This window comes from Bradyrhizobium japonicum USDA 6, assembly GCF_000284375.1.
GTDB classification, from domain to species: domain Bacteria; phylum Pseudomonadota; class Alphaproteobacteria; order Rhizobiales; family Xanthobacteraceae; genus Bradyrhizobium; species Bradyrhizobium japonicum.
Genome location: NC_017249.1, coordinates 7,792,914 through 7,808,766 on the forward strand (window position 1 = coordinate 7,792,914; position 15,853 = coordinate 7,808,766).

Sequence of the window (15,853 nt, forward strand, 5' to 3'; positions counted from 1 at the left end):
CGCCGGGCAAGCCGCCAGACGGCTTGAGCGTCGCGTCCGCTGCGACCACGTTGTGACGAGATAGTGCAGGCTTTATCGGCCTAAAATCGCTCAGGTCGCAGCAGGGCGTAGATCAAGTAGAACAGCAGGCCGACAGCGACGAGAGCTGCGAGTGAATAATCGAAGGGCATTATCGTTCTCCTCAGCCGTTTGCGGGTGCGCAACCCTCCGCAAGAGGAAACCCAGTCCTAGCGATTGCATGGCAACGTCGAGGTGTCCTTGTCGCGCTTGCCCCCAGGGCGACCTTGGCGGTCCGGGAAAGAAGCTTGCGATGGATCAATAACAATAGCGCTTGGCTGCATGTCGCAAATATGTTTTTCAGATGAGAGTTACGCTAACATTATAGGAAAGCAAGCGTCGGGCACTTCGGCGCTACGCAGGCGAACCCAAAGCGAGGCGCTTGACGCCAGTTCAGACAACTCGCACATCTAGGCGAACCGTCCAACGAACGCCATCAATGCGCGATTTTGCATCGCAACTCGATCAGACACCCATGGCCTCACGCCCAAGCGTCCGCATCGCCCGAACAGCCCGCTCCAAAGCAGAGTCGGATTTTGCCACATGGCTTATGATGGCCAAGCTCGGTAGCTTCGATGACTTGCCTCCAAATGCGCAGGGGTTCTTGCTCAGCTATAGGGCCAGGCTCGAGCGGATGAGCGAAGCCGAGTCGACAGCGGTGGCAGTGCGCGAGGTCTACGCCAGCTATTATAGCGAGATGGGAGGTATCGGCGCGCCGCCAGAACTAGAAACCGTCGCTACATCCGTGGATAACACCGTCGCGCGTTCTGAGCGACCGCGCAGGCCTCCGCCGGCTCGGTTGGCCGCGCGCCCTCCCGACAGGCCAGCCGCCCGAAGATCCGTGCCGGCCCTGCTGATTTTCGCAGCCATGGTGGCTCTGATCGCCGCCTACAGGTTTCTGACGAATTGAGGTCGGCCCATCAGCTTCGCCAGGTTAGCGTCGGCTGGCGCCAGCTTCCTTCGCGACCTTGCTGATGCAGACCGCAAATATGGCAGCCTTACATTCCTCGCGACTCTCGGCGCGCTTTCCGGAAACGCCGCCATGAAGGGCACAAAGCTGTCGGGGACGACGGCGCGCATTGTCGCCTGTGACGCTCACCCTCGCTGGAGTTCATTCACGCGGTCATTATATCGGAGCCTTTTTGGCCGCCTCGCTTCTTTACGTCGCTTCACCTATGTTCCGGAATGGTCGTCTGGGTTGATCCCCAAAAGCCCAGCGGCAACCAAGGCCTTCGACAATCGCTGGAAAGGCGCGGCCTTGTGATCGAGGCAGGGACCAATCATGAATGTGGCTGCGCCGTTTCGGCGCGTCGACGCGAATGTATCCGGTCCGCAAAGCCGCGTACCGCAACATGATCTGCGACACCGGCGGCGGCGGCCCGGCCGTCCGTGTCGTCCCGCGGACACCTGACACACAGTTCAAGCGCACCGTGGGATCACTGCGCCGCATCACCACGCACCTCGGAAGGCAATGTAATTCCAGCCGCGGAGCACCTCACGCACAGGATAAGGCCAATGGCAAAGACCGGAGACAGCCTCAGTGCTGAGGAGCGCCGCATCACAAGAACCGTGTCGCATGTTGCGGGTGCGATCCTCGTCGGCGTCCAGACCCCAGGCGTCGATGACGACGCACATGCCGCGAGCCTTGCGGAGTTGGGCCGATTGGTGAATACGCTCGGTTACGAGGTTGTCGGCACGATATCGCAGAAGCGCGACGAACTCGACGGCGCAACGGTGCTGGGCAAGGGACGAATTGAGGAACTCGCGGCGATCACCGGCGGGAGCGGCGTTGTCGGTCCGGCGGCACATGTCCGCCAGTCAAAGGCCCGCGAGCGATTTGAAGACGCCGACAGGAGGAAGCCGAATGCCGGGCAAATCGAGCCTGATCCGGAGTCTCCGCCGAAGCCGGCGTTCGTGATCGTCGATCACGACATCTCACCGAACCAGGCACGCAACATCGAGCGTGCCACTGGTGCACAGGTCCTGGACAGGACCGGCGTGATCGTGGAGATTTTCCATCGCCATGCGCATAGCCGGGAGGCGAAGTTGCAGGTCGAGATGGCGCGGCTGAAGTATATCGCGCCGCGCTTGAGGGAATCGTGGTCGGCTGGCGAGCGGCGGCAAGGCTACGGTGCGGGCGAATCCGATCTCGAACTCGAGCGACGCAAGATCCGCGACCGCATTGCCGAGTTGAAGGAGCAACTGGAGGCGATCCGGCGGGATAGCGACCATCGTCGCGACGCACGCCGCGATCAACCTCGGGTCGCGCTGGTCGGGTACACAAACGCCGGCAAGTCGTCGCTTATGCAAGCCCTCACGGATGGCGAGGTCCTGGTCGCCGACAAGCTCTTCGCGACGCTCGATACGACGGTGCGCGCTCTGCAGCCGGAGACCAAACCGCGCATACTCGTCTCTGATACAGTGGGATTTATCAAGAAACTGCCGCACGACCTCGTGGTGTCGTTTCGATCCACGCTTGCAGAGGCGCTGGAAGCATCCCTTCTGCTATTCGTGGTCGACGCATCCGATCCGACGTACGAATCCCAGCTTGAGGTGACCCACAACGTACTGCGCGAGATCGGCGCGGAGATCGTTCCTTTCGCGCCTCCTCCTCAACAAGATCGATCGCGTTAGCGAGGCGGACCGCACCCCGCTCCGCGCAAAGCACCCGGACGCGATCCTGCTCTCCGCAAGGTCACCGGCGGACCTGGCGGCGCTGCGTGAGACGATCACCACATTCTTCGAAGTTGCGATGGTGGAGGAGGAGTTCGTGGTGCCCTATGCGAAACAGGGGGATGCTCAGCGACGTGTATCAGCATGCGCACGTGCTGTCCGAAACCTACGACGCCACGGGCCGGATCATAAAGGTGCGCGGCTTCCCCGGTGTAATCGCGCGCCTACGAAGAACCCTTTCCTTGTCCTGAGCCCAACCTGAAACAGATGAATTCGATCGACGCCGAATGCCTGCAGCGCGAGGCGGGTATCTAAGCCCTGCCCGACGATTCACGTGTCAAGCCTCGCCGGCCGCGCGCCACAAGCAGGAGATGGGTGGCCCGATCCATGAACTCCAGGATCGCGTCATACGTCCTCTCAAGCCGATCGAGTTCATCGGCGACATGACTATCATGCGCCGACGACACTGGATTCCACCGAGCGTCCGGCATGAATCGATTGTGGAACAGGTCGAGGCCCCGCAGATCTTCGACGTCGAAATGCCGAGCGAAGTGGCTTCGCAATTCGACTGCAGTAAACAGGTGAAAGCCGAATGCCATATGTCGACCGTCGCCAAGGTCGATTTCACACCGGTCCTTGACGTGATCATGTTTCAAGCGGCGGACGTTCTCTACAGATTCGACGAAGGCCGTTGGAGTGCTGCCAACCGGCCGCACAGTGGTTACGAAATGCCCCGACGTAACGCGTGCGATCTCCGCCGAGACATCCGTGAGCCTTTCAACAGGCAGATGGCTGAGAGCACTGTACAGGCAGAGCGTGATATCGACCGAGGAATCGGGGCTCCGGGCAACCGGTCCGTAAGGTCTGCGACGTCAAATGTGAGATTCACGCCAGGAAGGCTGGAAAGATTTCCAGCCGCCAGGCAGGCCCGCTGGATCTGTGCCTGCGCAATGTCAAATCCGCGCGCGGTGATGCTGCTGAACCCGAGCGCGTGCGCGCGTACAACCAGTCGCCGTAGCCACGTACCGGGCCCGCAGCCCGCATCGAGCAACCTGACGGATTTTGCCCCGGAGGCCCGCAGGTCAACCAGTTTTGCCTCGAGCACGGCCCAGACCCGCCGATCCGCATATGCATGCGCGCCGTCAAAGGAAAATGGCTGCGAAGGATCACCATCGGCATAAGAGGCGTAATCGTCACCAGCCTGGTTGTAGATGTCGGCGATGTCATCTGACGCGTCGTCTGCTGAGACAGAATACCCGTTTCCGTGCGAACCGGTCAGGCCTGACGCCCATTTGCGTGAAGGAATTGAATCCTGATCAACCATAATTAAGTGCTTTCGATCGCATACGTCCCGCATGCTGGCAACGCGCTAGTCACTCGGACTTCCTCTGATGGACAGAGTACGGCGATAGCCTTCATCGCAAATCGGGCTCGCGTCATTCCGATCGGCAGATATTCTGGGCTCGTTCGCCACGGCTGCCTGGGCATAGTGACGGCAGTTGCCTGGATCATGCGTCCGGGTTGATAGGAAATCGAGAGCAATGGCCGCTGCGATTCATAAGCGCGACATATCGAACCGCACCAGTTTCGCACCAGAAACGACATGACCAAATCGCAACGAACGCGATCGGACGCAGACGAAAGCACAATAAGGCCAACGAACCTGATCGATGTTCGCCCGCTCATAACGGTCTGGTTGCAGGTTCGAGTCCTGCCGGGCCCACCAGTAAGTCAATCGCTTAGCAGGCTTTCATTTCTCCCCTGGTTGAGTACCACAGCAGCAGCGCCGCGTATTGCTGCTCATGGATCGCATTCAACAGGCCCAAACCAGACTTTTGCATTGATTTGGCCATCGCCAATTCCTCTTGCTGGCGCTCGCGGCGCCACGCCGGTCTCGGGATGCTGATCAACCAGTGAAGAATGATCGCGGCGGCCTCGAACATCGCGATATCGCGATCGACGGATCGGAATCCGGCCATTCGGGTTTATCTTCAGATCCTCACCGCGACCGGTGCTGAAGGCTGTGGTGTTGAGCAATGCCAGGCATTGCCCCATAGGCCCTGTTGGGCCCGAACCAGGGAGCCGCGCCGCCGGGGAGCTCGAGGCCCATTCTGCCTGCCGGCGTCAACTCGCAGTCGTTCAATATATCCCTGTTGGGATATTGCGCCTGAAACGAAGCCGGATTTTGAGTCGCCCACGTCGGGCACTGGGCACTTGCAGAGCTTATCGCGCCAATCGATATCATCGCTGCAATAACGGAAGTCTTGAATCCAATCATAATCGTACTCCGAACGGTTGTCGTTTTCGTGCGGAGCGTTCGCGCTGGCTGGAATCGGCTGCTCTGTTGAAAGCGTTTCCTGAGAATTTTTTGAACAATGAATACGTAGGTATGCGCTTGGGAAAAGACACGCCGTGGAAAATCACAGCTGCGCGAACGGGACATCGGCACGCTCACCGTTGCGTGAGCCGCACCCAAATCCACGCATGTCCGAAGTCGGGATTACGGTGACGGTGCACTCAATGAATCAAGCTGTTTCCCGGGGTCGAAGGCTCATGAATCAAGTGCACTGTCATTGCGATCCTAGATCATGCGCCGAGGCGGTTGAGACGAGCCGCCGAAAACCTCTTCCTTTCGCGTCCGGTAGATGGTGACGACCTCCCGGCACGCTTTGACATTCAACCGGTGGAAATCGATCTTCAATTGATCCAGCTCGCCAACGGTTATCCGGTAGTTGGCCGCGCCCAGGAACAGCAGCGCCATCGTGGTGGGCCATGAGAAATCGAGAGACTTGGCCAGGATCAACGCCGGCTCGCGATCCTTCTCGATCAATGCCCGTTCCGCGACGTCGATCGGAAGCCCACAGAGCAACGACAGCGCAACGGTGGTCTCGTTGAACTTGAGAGAGTGAGCAAGCTCGAAGACCTTGTCTTCGGTCAATTCGCCTCTCTCGTGCAGTTTTGCCACCGTGCGTTTCGCCGTGAAGTAATCCTTCGACGCCGGGCCAAACCTGGCGTGAATGGCCCCGGTGACATCGACGACGACGCGATGGACCTGATGTTCGATATCCGGACGCTCCCTCTTCAGCTTTTGCCGCACCTCTTCGGAGGCCTTGGCGATCAACTGGTGGAAGAGATGTCGGGGAATATCCTTTCGAAGGCCCACCGATTCGGCGAGGATCGAATCCCCTTCCGACCGCCGCACCAGGTGCAGGAATCCGGATTTGGAGAGACTAGCCCCGGCATTTGACGCGACCGAGGTTACGACCTCGGAAGATCCCCGCACCACCAGGACATCGGTGACCGCTTCCGGGACCGTTTGCCGCTTGGAGATTGCAAGCAAATGCTGCTGGCTCTTGTTCTTGGCGCACGCAATCAATGTCTCGGTGTCAAGTCGCTCCGACTGACTGAGAACCGGCCATGCGACATCGATGCAGTCGTCGCTTGCCATCTGGCGGGTCAACGCATAGGGCGCGTTCCGGCTGCATGCGAGCTTTCCCGCGAGCTTCGCCCGCGCGCTCGCTTCAATCTCCTGCGCGAGACGACCGATGACCTCACCGAACGTCCAGATCTGCTCCTCGGAATAAGTGCCGGCGATCAGGATGTCCGCCGCATGCCAGAGGGCCCGCAGACAACTCTCGGGATTTCCTCTCGCAACTGCTTCGTCCAACTCGGCCAAGAATGACGTGATAGCAGCCATTGATGCGCTCGCAGTTTGAAAATAATCGAACGACAAAAGTGGATTTCAAAGGAATGGGCGATGACACCACCTCAGACCTGAACACGTGGTAAAATCATTCCGGCCGCCTCGGATCGGGCATAAGATCCGCCTAATCAGATCGATCGAATTTTAGGTATTGCCTGACTTGGAGGAAGCGACGCCGTCGACAACCCGCCGAACGCAGCTGCACCCGCGAGGTCGCGCGTTTTGACCGGCAGCAGTCTCCGGCAAGCGAAAGATGACTTCGGCTGGGGCCCACCGTCTTGGCCTGTAGCTCAATGTTTAGAGCCGGCAGCGCCGCGTTGAAGTTCCCGATTTTCGATCTGCTTCGCCGTCGCTGGGCGCGCAGGGGACGACGGTGACAGCGCACTCAATGCCCCTGGCCGCTTTCGCAGATTCGAAGGGCTCATGAATGAGGCGCACTGTCACCGCAACATCGGCGAGGTCGGATGCTCAGCATACCATCGGGTTATCGCCGCGGTCGCAAACTCCACCCGGTTGATCCGAGGGCACCGGCGCAAATGCGTGGTAGGCCGGCGTAGCGATCGATCGCTCGCCCTCGAAGCGAGAGCTCGCCCCCACGCCCTGTTCGGTGTGCCGATCGCCGGTGCGGTGCTCACGCGCCTGGAGCGGCGTGCTGAAGATTGCGGTGACGACCAGTCCGGTCAACAAGGCCTTGGACAGGACTGACGCGATGGGATTCTTGAATGGTGTCATGGTGGTGGTTCCTTTCGTTTGGGGGATCCCCCGCAAGGCAAGAGATCCGATCCACCACCCTTAGACGTGCGTTGCCGCGCGCTTATTCCCAAGTCACAAAGTAGTTTCCGAGGCGCGTACAATTTTCTCGGACACGAGACAGAGCTCCACGCCAGATACGGTCGCCTGCATCGAACTTGAATAAAAGTTTAGTTGGCCGAGAACCGAACGCGTCCACGCGCTGCGAGGCGAGCCTTGTCGAGGCTGCGACGGGAAACCATAACCGCAAAAGCGCATAGACCCGCAGCGCGTATCGGACCATCTTGGTCAGGCATCACTTTGTTCGAAGAGCAAAGGATTGATCGAATGTACGCCAACATTCTCTTGAGCACGGACGGATCGGACGTCGCGCGAAAAGGCGTCGAGCATGGCATTGCCCTGGCGAAGGCGTTGAACGCCAGGCTGACGATCATCACGGTGACGGAATCGCTGCCGGTCGACTATGGGAGCGGACACGCCTCGGGATGGATACCGACGCAGGAGGAGGTTGACGGCTATAACGCGGCCTGCAAAGCCCGTGCAGGCAAAGTGCTCGATGAAGCGCGCGCCATGTCGAAGCAGATCGGCACGCCTGCGGAACTCCTGCACGTTCCGAATGCGCATCCGGCGACTGCGATCATTGAAACAGCGGAGTCGAGAGGCTGCGACTTGATCGTCATGGCCTCTCATGGGCGTCGCGGCCTCAGGAAGCTGTTTTTGGGCAGCCAGACATCCGAGGTCCTGATGTACGGAAGCATTCCGGTGTTGGTCGTGCCGAAGCCGGCATAGGGACTTACCCGGCGCCGCCTGGCTGTTTCGCTGAGCCACCGTGCAAGAAACGTTGGCCGCTCTGCGGGGGATCCATCACAGAAAGGTCGTGAGCTCATAAGCCAGCACGGCTCCGCCAAGACAGCGCCGCCAAGGGTTCATCCCGCGGAAAATCTCGTCGAGGGCCCAAACGATGAGGCCGCCTTTGAACACGATGTCGAGGGCAATAGCGGCAATGCCCGGCGGCTGCCAGACCCAGCGCAGGACACCGGCCACGATGACGACCCAGAGAACGAGGTTGGGGGCCTGGGCGATAGTGATGTCACCGGTTTCGCGATTCCGAAAGAACCATTGCAGGAACCTGGACATGATCGCGCCTGCCTCTCCGATCGCGAAGATACCCGAATACTCCGGTCGCCGCGATTGCGGCCGTCCCGATGTCTGCGATCGAGGGCCGCACCAGGTCTTTCGCGATTTCGGGAGATGACGACGGCAGAGCCGGATGTCTTGCCATCGACGGGCCGCCTATGCGTCCCGACGCATTGCGGCTGCTTCGGTGGAGCAGCCACATCGAAAAAGGGCGCCGTCGCCGGTGCCCTTCATCGCTTGCCACTCAATCCCGGCTGTGATGCAGCACGTGCCGTTGCTGCTGCGGCGCGTAGGCCCGCATCGGGTTGATACCGCAGCTCTCGTTGGTGCCGCTCGCGGTGGCGAGGCACTGCTCATAGGTGGAAAACTCGCAATTGCCGGGGTAGCCCGATTGGCGGCCCTGCAGGCAATAGGTGTCCTGCACCTCGGTAGCGGACGCCGCGGTAGAGGATGCCGCGACGGTCAGGGTGGAAACGGCCGCAAGGACGGCGATGGCGAGATGACGATGCATGAGGGAACTCCTGTGTAGCGCTCGCCGGATGCGCGAACTCTCGCAAGCTAACGTTTCAGATCTCGAATACTTCGCAGGCGGAGAGATTAAATCGCTGTTATGTGCCACAGGGGCGGCACGCCCGTGCTCTGCTCCACCACGCACTCCGCACCATCGATAACGTAGGGTGCGTAACGAAAATCCCTGATGGTGGCGGGCTTTGCGCCGACCCGGCACGTACCGAATTTTGTCCGGCCGGCGACGCGCGACCTTACAGCTCAGCTGGCCAGCCCGATCGCTCGGCTCGACGCAAAGACGACTTCACGATCAGGCGATGGAAGGGCGCAATTCCCGCGATATAGGCCCGCCCTCCCAAATGATTGAAGGTCACGACCGTTGTGGCGACCAGTCGGCGGCACAAGGCGGACTCTTCAACCAAAACGGACAAACGGAAGTCGAGATGGCGATCGTCCTCGCCAAGAATAATCTCATGACGACGCCGATCGTAGACCCGAAAGAAATCGATCCTGTCGGTCGCAACGTCGCCGCGCAATTCAGTCGATGTCTTGAGACCAAACCCCGCAACCAAAGTGTCCCTCAGAGCCACCAGCCAGCCAACCCATGGCGCCTGACCCATAAGCATATGGGTGGCGAGGCGCTCGGCGTCGCCCGTCGCATTGCTCGGCAGATCGATCGCGAATGCGTCAGCGAAGCCCGCCTTGGCGTAGAGCGGCTTGAGCACCGAACGTTGCGGCAAATCCACTCGAGCAACGCGCGCCATAGATGTTTCGCCCGGACTGAATGGAAGCGAAGAGGTGGAGACCAATAGCACCGGCAGAGCTCTCCAACAAGCGGCGAGGCCACCGGGCCTCGATGCCCCTTCCCGCTCAGCGCCAATTGAAACTGAAGCGCAGACTACGCTGCCGGCCACGCAGGTGCGGCGGATGGGTCGCCACGTACATTCACCCTCCATCCACCACGCACTCCGCACCATCGATAACGTAGGCTGCGTGACGAAAATCCCTGATGGTGGCGAGCTTGTCGGCGGACCAGTTCAACAGCATGAAATATTTCGGCCGCCCGCTCGGCTCGTTCGGATCGAACACCAGGATCGCGGGACGTCCGTCGACCTGCCCCGTCACCAGGTGCCAGTCGCTGATCTTCGAATAATTGCCGAAATAGCGCGACACCTCGGCCTTGCCGTTCAGCCTGGTGCGGTTGACGAGCTCGAGCCTGACGTCATCGGCGATCATGGCGCGGATCGCGTCGAAGTCGCGGGCATTGAAATGGCCGACATAGGCGTTGAGCCGCGTGCGGTCGGCTTCCGACAGGCCCGGCTGAGGCGCGTCGTCCGGCTCCCCGGCGAACTCACGCAGCTGCGTGCGTCCACGATGCAGCGCGGCCTTCACTGCCGGCAGGCTGAAATCCATGATGTCGCAGACCTCGGCAAGCGAGCAGCCGAGCACGTCCATCAGGATCACGCTTGACCGCTGCGCCACCGGCAGCCGCATGAAGGTGCGCAGGCTGGTCGCAGCGATCTGGCGGCTTTCCACATCATCGAGCCGGTCGGCAATCATCTCCGCCTCCTCAGCCGAATGAAGCGCCTCGTGCCGGTTGCGGCGGCGCAGGAAATCCAGCGCGGTGTTATGCGCGATGCGAAACAGCCAGCCCTCCGTATTGACGACGGGCGTGACCGATTGCAGCGCTCCCATCGCCTTGACCAGCGCATCCTGCAGCACGTCCTCACCGTCGATGACCGAGCCGACCATGCGCGCGCAGTAGCGATGCAGCTTCGGCCGCAACCGCGTCAGCAGCGCCTCGATATCGATGGTGGCCAGAGGCTCTGGCGCCATTGCTCCTCCGCCTCGCCTGGTCAGGACTCGTCCAGCATACGGTAGTTGCCGACGATCCTCACATCACGAACCAGCGGCGGCTCGGCGCAGCGGTCGCGGATGCCGTCCTGGAACGCCTGAAACGCCCTCAGTTTCGGGATCGGGCTCGAGCCGTCCTCGGCCGTGGCCTCGACCAGATGGATGAAGGTGTCGTCCTCCAGCCGCAGCGTCAGATAGCGCACGCCGTCCGGCGCGGCCGCCTTCAATTCCGCAAATACGGCCGAAACCAGCTCGGCGTTCCTGTCGGCCAGCTCGGGCTTGGCCTTGTACCTGATCAACGTCCTTTTCATCGCGCGCTCCTTGCTCATGTCGCGACCTCCAGCGGCTTTCCCAGACAACCGGTGCCCCGCTCTTCCGGATCAAGCTCGCCTCAATGGCCGCGTCATCCCCAAGGACGTTTGGCGGCCGGCGAAGGATGCGGCCCGCGAAAAATTATTTCCGGCCGCATCCTTTGCCCCTCCGGCCTCGTCTAGCCCGCAGAACGCGCCGCGACAGGGTGGCTCGACACACGGAGAGAGGGCGATGCAGACCCCGACCAATCGCGCCGAGAAGAACTGGGTGCTTGGCGTCACCGCGCTGGCATCCTTCATGATGGCGCTGGACGCCATGATCATCACGACGGCATTCGCGACCATCCGCGCCGAATTCGGCAGCCCGGTCGAGACGCTGCAATGGACCGTCAACGCTTTCAACCTGACCTTTGCCGTGCTGCTGCTGACCGGCGCCGCGCTCGGCGACCGCTTCGGTCGCCGCCGCATGTTCGCGGCCGGGATCGCCCTGTTCGTCGTTGCGTCGGCGGCCTGTGCGCTCGCCGGCAATGCCACCGCGCTGATCGCCGCCCGCGTGCTGCAGGGCGCCGGCGCCGCGCTGGTGATGCCGCTGGCGATGGCGATCCTGAGCGCCACGTTCGGCCGCGAGGAGCGCGCCCGCGCGCTTGGCATTTTCAGCAGCATCACCGGCTGTGCGCTGATCATAGGCCCCGCCATCGGCGGCTTCATCACCGAACATTTCGGCTGGCGCTGGGTGTTCTGGATCAACCTGCCGATCGGCCTGATCGTGATCACCCTGGTGCTGGCACGCTTGCGCGAAAGCTTCGGACCGGCTGCCGCATTGGACATCCCGGGACTGGCGCTCGTTGCGCTGGCGGCGCTCGCACTGGTCTGGAGCCTGTTGCGCGGCAACGCCGTGGGGTGGGCGAGCGCCGAGGTCATGGGCACGCTGATGTCAGGCCTGGTGTTCACCGCCGGCTTCGTGCTCTGGGAATTGCGCGCGGCCGCGCCGATGGTGCCGATGCGACTGTTTGCATCGCGCGCGCTGGCCTCCGGCATGTCCGCAAGCGTCCTGTTCTACGCCGCGATGTATGGCGTAGTGTTCCTGCTGCCGCAGTTCCTGCAGATCACGCTGGGATTCGACGCCTTCGGCGCCGGACTTCGCCTGCTGCCCTGGACCGCGACGCTCTTCGTCACCGCCCCGATCGCCGGCGCCGTCGTCAACAGGTTCGGCGAGCGGCCGCTGGTGGTGACGGGATTGCTGATGCAGGCGATCGGCCTTGGCTGGATCGCGGAGATCGTGAGCCCCGCGATTGCCTACTCCGCTCTGGTCGCACCATTGGTGCTGGCCGGCGTCGGCGTCTCGATGGCGATGCCGGCGGCGCAGAACGCGATCCTGAGCTCGGTCGCGGTGGCCGAAATGGGCAAGGCGTCCGGCGTCTTCAACATGGGCCGCTTCCTCGGCGGCATGTTCGGCATCGCTGCGCTGGTGGCGAGCTTCTCGACCAACGGCGGGGCCTACTCGGCCGCGCATTTCGAGAGCGGATTTGCGGCGGCGATGCGCCTGGCCGCAATGCTGTCGTTGGGCGGCGCGATTGCGGGGCTTTTCCTGCCGACACGGCGACGGACCGCCGGCGCAGCCGCGCCGCAAGATGCGCGACGCTGACACCGGCACGGGGCTGCGGTGATGGTGAGGCGATGACCTCCCTCATGCCAAGGTAAGGGCCGCCAAGCCGCCACTGGTGGATTACCGCACCATTCACTGTTCGTTCCATCCGAACAGTGAAGCCAATTCTAGCGAGATTATCCGACCAAACTGCCCGCCTATTATCTCCCTCATCAAACAGGGAGACCCCGCCATGACCACCCAGCACCCACGCACAGCCATCGTCACCGGCAGCTCGAAGGGCATCGGCGCGGCGGTCGCCGAGCGGCTGGCGCGGGACGGCCTCGCCGTCGTCGTCAACTATGCGAGCGGCGTTGCGCCGGCCGAGGCGCTGGTGGCGAAGATCAAGGCGGCGGGCGGGGCGGCAATTGCCGTCAAGGCCGACATCAGCAAGCTGGCTGACGTGCGCGCGCTGTTCGACGCAGCCGAGACGGCGTTCGGCGGCGTCGACGTGCTCGTCAACAATGCCGGGATCATGAAGGTCGCCCCATTGGCCCAGACCACCGACGAGGTGTGGGACCAGACCATCGCGGTCAACCTCACCGGCACCTTCTTTGCGCTGCGTGAAGCGGCGAAGCGGCTGCGCGAGGACGGCCGGATCGTCAATTTCTCGACCAGCGTGGTCGGGCTCTATCAGCCGACCTATGCGGCTTACGCCGCGACCAAGGCCGGCATCGAGGCCATCACCCACATCCTCTCGAAGGAGCTGGGCGTGAGGCGGATCACGGTCAACGCGATCGCGCCGGGCCCCGTCAACACCGAGCTGTTCCACAACGCCAACCAGCACGACATCTCGCCGATCATCGACCGCACGCCTCTCCATCGTCTCGGCGAACCCGACGACATCGCGCGCGCGATCTCGTTCCTGGTCGGGCCCGATGGTGGCTGGATCAACGGCCAGATCCTTCGCGCCAATGGCGGCATCATCTGAAGCCGCATCGTCTGGAGATCATAACCATGAGCGATGCGATCACGGGCGGGGCCCACGGCGCAGCCCCGCGTCCCTGCTGTTGCCTGGCTTGCGAAATTTCTACGAGATCGCCAATCCCATTTCCTATGCGTTTCTGCGCGTTGCCTTCGGATTGATCCTGTTCACGCACGGCTTGCCGAAACTGCTCGGCGAGTCCCACGGCGCCATGGCCAATCCGTTCGCGAGCTCCATCAATTTCATTACCAATTCATTGCATTTTCCGGCCCCGGTGGCGTTCGGCTATTTCGTGATGCTGCTGGAAACCATCGGGGCCATCATGCTCGCCGCGGGGCTGTTCACCCGCCTCGTCGCGCCGATGGTCGCCGTGCAGATGGCGATGATCTGCCTGATCCATTACCCCAAATGGGCCTGGATCGATCGCGGCATGGAGTATCCGTTCCTGATGGGCCTCGTTGCCCTGCACATGTCGTTTCGGGGCGGCGGGCGATTTTCGGCGGACCGCTTAGTTGGAAGGGAGCTTTGAAGGCGCTGGGCGACCCTGCCCGCTCCGGCCGCGCGAGGTCTTCACGCCGCCGCCGTTCAATCCCGCCGCACACAACGCCATAGCAGATCTGCGATCTCGGCGCGGCGCTGCGCCTTCGCCTTGGGCGAGGACATGTCGAAGGCGAATTGCGCCTCGAAGGTGTGACGGTTGGCGACCGCGAAGAAGCTCAGCGCATTCAGCGTCATGTGCAGCTCGACCGGATCGATGCCGGGCCGGATCGCGCCGCAGGCCGCGCCGCGCTCCAGCACCTTGGCAATCTGGCTGATGCTCGGCTGCGTCATCTCCTTGAGCCTGCGGCTGATGGCCATGTGCCGTCCGCGATGGATGTTCTCGATGCTGACGAGGCGGACGAATTGCGGATGGGCCTGGTGGAAGTCGAAGGTGAATTCGGCAAGCCGGCGGATCGCGGCCTCCGGCTCCAGCGCCTCGAGATGCAGATCCTCCTCGGCGGCGCGCATCTCCGCATAGGCCATCTCCAGCACCGCGGTGAAGAGCTCTTCCTTCGAGTTGAAGTAGTAGAAGATCAGCCGCTTGGTGATGTTGGCGCGGGCGGCGATGGCGTCGGTGTTGCCGCCGGACAAGCCGTTCTCGGCGAACTCCTCGAAGGCGATGTCGAGGATCTCCTGCCGCGTCCGCTCGCGGTCGCGCCGCTTGATCGGCACCGGCTTCGCCGCCCGGACGGGCTGCTTCTTCACACCTGGCATCTGGCCCTTCGGTCGTTCGCGGCCGGTCGCGGCCTCGCGCTCCCTCCATAGCGCAATCGCGGGCGCTTGACATCAATTATCCTATTGGGTAATTATGAATTAACCTATGGATTAATTAATAGGGAGGAGACACATGCGCCTGATCGGCGACCGCCGCGCCAGCTCCCGACTGCCGCGATTGCCTGTGCAGGGGAGCAGGCCGTGATCGCGCTCGGCCTCGCCCATCTCACCGCGTTGGAGCTTGCGCCCACGGCGCTGGTTGCCGAGGCGGCGCGGGCCGGGTTTGCCGCCGTCGCGCTTCGCTTCATCCCGGCAACCAGCGACGGGCCGGCCTATCCGACGCAGGTCGGCACCGAAGCCCATCGTGCGCTGAAGCGCGTGCTTGACGGCGAAGGCGTGCGGGTCAGCGACATCGAGCTGGTCCAGCTCAAGCCCACCATCGACATTTCCTCGCTCGCAGCCTGTCTCGAAGCCGGCGCCGATCTCGGCGCCACAGCGATCATCGCTTCGGGCGACGATCCGGATCGGTCCCGGCTCACCGCGCGTTTCGCCGAACTCTGCCGGCTCGCCGCGTCGTTCGGCCTGCGCGTCGACCTCGAATTCATGCGCTGGCGCGCGATCGGCACCCTCGCGCAGGCCGCGGCGGTCGTGCGCGACGCAGGGCAGACCAACGGCTCCATCCTGGTCGACGCGTTGCACCTGACGCGCTCCGGCGGCCGGGCCGCCGACCTGGTCCCGCTTCCCGACCATTGGCTTCGCGCCGCGCAACTCTGCGACGCCGCCGCCGAAGCGCCGGCAACGGACACGGCCATCATTGCCGAGGCGCGCGCGGGTCGGCTACCGCCCGGCGACGGCGCTCTGCCGCTCGGCGCATTGCTGGAGGCGCTGCCCGCCGACACCGCCCTCAGCGTCGAGATGCCGTTGCCGGCACTCGACGCGAGAGAGCGGATCGCCACGGCGTTCAACGCGACCAGGAACTTGCTCGAAGGCCACGCCCGCGGCGCCAGACGCCGCGACTGTCACGGCTGGGCTTAAAC

Annotated in this window: 18 protein-coding genes; 8 read left to right on the forward strand and 10 right to left on the reverse strand. The window is 62.6% G+C overall.

Annotation, left to right across the window (positions count from 1 at the left end):
• Positions 1-80 precede the first annotated feature (80 nt).
• Complete coding sequence (locus tag BJ6T_RS44150) at positions 81-170, reverse strand: K(+)-transporting ATPase subunit F (RefSeq protein ID WP_039228550.1); 90 nt, start codon at positions 168-170, stop codon at positions 81-83.
• 362 nt (positions 171-532) lie between these two features.
• On the opposite strand from BJ6T_RS44150, the gene BJ6T_RS49750 reads away from it, so the two are divergent.
• From BJ6T_RS49750 to BJ6T_RS46290, 3 genes are all read left to right on the forward strand, one after another.
• A complete protein-coding gene (locus tag BJ6T_RS49750) occupies positions 533-967 on the forward strand; it encodes a hypothetical protein (protein WP_028170060.1) in 435 nt (144 codons plus the stop codon).
• Between the two features lie 605 nt (positions 968-1,572).
• Positions 1,573-2,691 (forward strand): GTPase HflX, encoded by a 1,119-nt coding sequence (gene hflX / locus BJ6T_RS36355; protein ID WP_014497585.1) that lies wholly within the window; start codon positions 1,573-1,575, stop codon positions 2,689-2,691.
• Between the two features lie 410 nt (positions 2,692-3,101).
• A complete protein-coding gene (locus BJ6T_RS46290; protein ID WP_144038022.1) occupies positions 3,102-3,911 on the forward strand; it encodes a hypothetical protein in 810 nt (269 codons plus the stop codon).
• Between the two features lie 558 nt (positions 3,912-4,469).
• On the opposite strand, the gene BJ6T_RS36365 is transcribed toward BJ6T_RS46290, so the two are convergent.
• The 3 genes from BJ6T_RS36365 to BJ6T_RS36375 all read right to left on the reverse strand — a co-directional run bounded on the left by BJ6T_RS36365 (position 4,470) and on the right by BJ6T_RS36375 (position 7,165).
• A complete protein-coding gene (locus BJ6T_RS36365) occupies positions 4,470-4,709 on the reverse strand; it encodes a hypothetical protein (protein ID WP_014497586.1) in 240 nt (79 codons plus the stop codon).
• Positions 4,710-5,311: 602 nt separating this feature from the next.
• The gene (locus tag BJ6T_RS36370) at positions 5,312-6,427 is read right to left on the reverse strand and encodes a DUF2336 domain-containing protein (RefSeq protein ID WP_028170058.1); all 1,116 of its coding nucleotides are present in this window, start codon (positions 6,425-6,427) and stop codon (positions 5,312-5,314) included.
• Positions 6,428-6,901: 474 nt separating this feature from the next.
• Entirely contained in the window at positions 6,902-7,165 is a 264-nt protein-coding gene (locus BJ6T_RS36375) for a hypothetical protein (RefSeq protein ID WP_014497588.1), read from the reverse strand.
• Positions 7,166-7,510: 345 nt separating this feature from the next.
• Here BJ6T_RS36375 and BJ6T_RS36380 point away from each other — a divergent pair, with 345 nt between their 5' ends.
• The gene (locus tag BJ6T_RS36380; RefSeq protein WP_014497589.1) at positions 7,511-7,972 is read left to right on the forward strand and encodes a universal stress protein; all 462 of its coding nucleotides are present in this window, start codon (positions 7,511-7,513) and stop codon (positions 7,970-7,972) included.
• Between the two features lie 75 nt (positions 7,973-8,047).
• Here BJ6T_RS36380 and BJ6T_RS36385 read toward each other — a convergent pair whose 3' ends face one another.
• From BJ6T_RS36385 to BJ6T_RS36405, 5 genes are all read right to left on the reverse strand, one after another.
• Positions 8,048-8,320 carry a hypothetical protein gene (locus BJ6T_RS36385; RefSeq protein ID WP_014497590.1) on the reverse strand — a complete coding sequence of 91 codons (273 nt, stop codon included), beginning with the start codon at positions 8,318-8,320 and terminating at the stop codon, positions 8,048-8,050.
• Between the two features lie 244 nt (positions 8,321-8,564).
• Positions 8,565-8,831, reverse strand: a complete 267-nt coding sequence (locus tag BJ6T_RS36390) for a DUF3551 domain-containing protein (RefSeq protein ID WP_014497591.1) — start codon at positions 8,829-8,831, stop codon at positions 8,565-8,567.
• A gap of 250 nt (positions 8,832-9,081) precedes the next feature.
• Positions 9,082-9,591 carry a DUF2867 domain-containing protein gene (locus BJ6T_RS36395; protein WP_014497592.1) on the reverse strand — a complete coding sequence of 170 codons (510 nt, stop codon included), beginning with the start codon at positions 9,589-9,591 and terminating at the stop codon, positions 9,082-9,084.
• A 181-nt stretch (positions 9,592-9,772) separates the two neighbouring features.
• Positions 9,773-10,663: a sigma-70 family RNA polymerase sigma factor gene (locus BJ6T_RS36400; protein WP_014497593.1), complete on the reverse strand. Its 891-nt coding sequence runs from the start codon at positions 10,661-10,663 to the stop codon at positions 9,773-9,775.
• 20 nt (positions 10,664-10,683) lie between these two features.
• Entirely contained in the window at positions 10,684-10,992 is a 309-nt protein-coding gene (locus tag BJ6T_RS36405; RefSeq protein WP_028170057.1) for a hypothetical protein, read from the reverse strand.
• 232 nt (positions 10,993-11,224) lie between these two features.
• On the opposite strand from BJ6T_RS36405, the gene BJ6T_RS36410 reads away from it, so the two are divergent.
• The 3 genes from BJ6T_RS36410 to BJ6T_RS36420 all read left to right on the forward strand — a co-directional run bounded on the left by BJ6T_RS36410 (position 11,225) and on the right by BJ6T_RS36420 (position 14,091).
• Positions 11,225-12,637 carry a DHA2 family efflux MFS transporter permease subunit gene (locus tag BJ6T_RS36410; RefSeq protein WP_014497595.1) on the forward strand — a complete coding sequence of 471 codons (1,413 nt, stop codon included), beginning with the start codon at positions 11,225-11,227 and terminating at the stop codon, positions 12,635-12,637.
• 193 nt (positions 12,638-12,830) lie between these two features.
• On the forward strand, positions 12,831-13,568 hold the full coding sequence (locus BJ6T_RS36415; RefSeq protein ID WP_014497596.1) for an SDR family oxidoreductase: 738 nt from the start codon (positions 12,831-12,833) through the stop codon (positions 13,566-13,568).
• 88 nt (positions 13,569-13,656) lie between these two features.
• Positions 13,657-14,091 carry a DoxX family protein gene (locus tag BJ6T_RS36420; protein ID WP_014497597.1) on the forward strand — a complete coding sequence of 145 codons (435 nt, stop codon included), beginning with the start codon at positions 13,657-13,659 and terminating at the stop codon, positions 14,089-14,091.
• A 56-nt stretch (positions 14,092-14,147) separates the two neighbouring features.
• Here BJ6T_RS36420 and BJ6T_RS36425 read toward each other — a convergent pair whose 3' ends face one another.
• Positions 14,148-14,816, reverse strand: a complete 669-nt coding sequence (locus BJ6T_RS36425; protein ID WP_014497598.1) for a TetR/AcrR family transcriptional regulator — start codon at positions 14,814-14,816, stop codon at positions 14,148-14,150.
• A gap of 201 nt (positions 14,817-15,017) precedes the next feature.
• On the opposite strand from BJ6T_RS36425, the gene BJ6T_RS36430 reads away from it, so the two are divergent.
• Entirely contained in the window at positions 15,018-15,851 is an 834-nt protein-coding gene (locus BJ6T_RS36430; RefSeq protein ID WP_014497599.1) for a sugar phosphate isomerase/epimerase family protein, read from the forward strand.
• Positions 15,852-15,853: the final 2 nt, after the last annotated feature.

Excerpts from the sequence above, each read along its gene's own strand:
- BJ6T_RS44150 (WP_039228550.1), bottom strand. The coding sequence starts at position 170 with ATGCCCTTCGATTATTCACTCGCAGCTCTCGTCGCTGTCGGCCTGCTG.
- BJ6T_RS36365 (WP_014497586.1), bottom strand. The coding sequence starts at position 4,709 with ATGGCCGGATTCCGATCCGTCGATCGCGATATCGCGATGTTCGAGGCC.
- BJ6T_RS36375 (WP_014497588.1), bottom strand. The coding sequence starts at position 7,165 with ATGACACCATTCAAGAATCCCATCGCGTCAGTCCTGTCCAAGGCCTTG.
- BJ6T_RS36385 (WP_014497590.1), bottom strand. The coding sequence starts at position 8,320 with ATGTCCAGGTTCCTGCAATGGTTCTTTCGGAATCGCGAAACCGGTGAC.
- hflX (WP_014497585.1), top strand. The coding sequence starts at position 1,573 with ATGGCAAAGACCGGAGACAGCCTCAGTGCTGAGGAGCGCCGCATCACA.
- BJ6T_RS36415 (WP_014497596.1), top strand. The coding sequence starts at position 12,831 with ATGACCACCCAGCACCCACGCACAGCCATCGTCACCGGCAGCTCGAAG.
- BJ6T_RS49750 (WP_028170060.1), top strand. The coding sequence starts at position 533 with ATGGCCTCACGCCCAAGCGTCCGCATCGCCCGAACAGCCCGCTCCAAA.
- BJ6T_RS36405 (WP_028170057.1), bottom strand. The coding sequence starts at position 10,992 with ATGAAAAGGACGTTGATCAGGTACAAGGCCAAGCCCGAGCTGGCCGAC.
- BJ6T_RS36370 (WP_028170058.1), bottom strand. The coding sequence starts at position 6,427 with ATGGCTGCTATCACGTCATTCTTGGCCGAGTTGGACGAAGCAGTTGCG.
- BJ6T_RS36380 (WP_014497589.1), top strand. The coding sequence starts at position 7,511 with ATGTACGCCAACATTCTCTTGAGCACGGACGGATCGGACGTCGCGCGA.
- BJ6T_RS36395 (WP_014497592.1), bottom strand. The coding sequence starts at position 9,591 with ATGGCGCGCGTTGCTCGAGTGGATTTGCCGCAACGTTCGGTGCTCAAG.
- BJ6T_RS36400 (WP_014497593.1), bottom strand. The coding sequence starts at position 10,663 with ATGGCGCCAGAGCCTCTGGCCACCATCGATATCGAGGCGCTGCTGACG.
- BJ6T_RS36425 (WP_014497598.1), bottom strand. The coding sequence starts at position 14,816 with ATGCCAGGTGTGAAGAAGCAGCCCGTCCGGGCGGCGAAGCCGGTGCCG.
- BJ6T_RS36390 (WP_014497591.1), bottom strand. The coding sequence starts at position 8,831 with ATGCATCGTCATCTCGCCATCGCCGTCCTTGCGGCCGTTTCCACCCTG.
- BJ6T_RS36410 (WP_014497595.1), top strand. The coding sequence starts at position 11,225 with ATGCAGACCCCGACCAATCGCGCCGAGAAGAACTGGGTGCTTGGCGTC.
- BJ6T_RS46290 (WP_144038022.1), top strand. The coding sequence starts at position 3,102 with ATGGGTGGCCCGATCCATGAACTCCAGGATCGCGTCATACGTCCTCTC.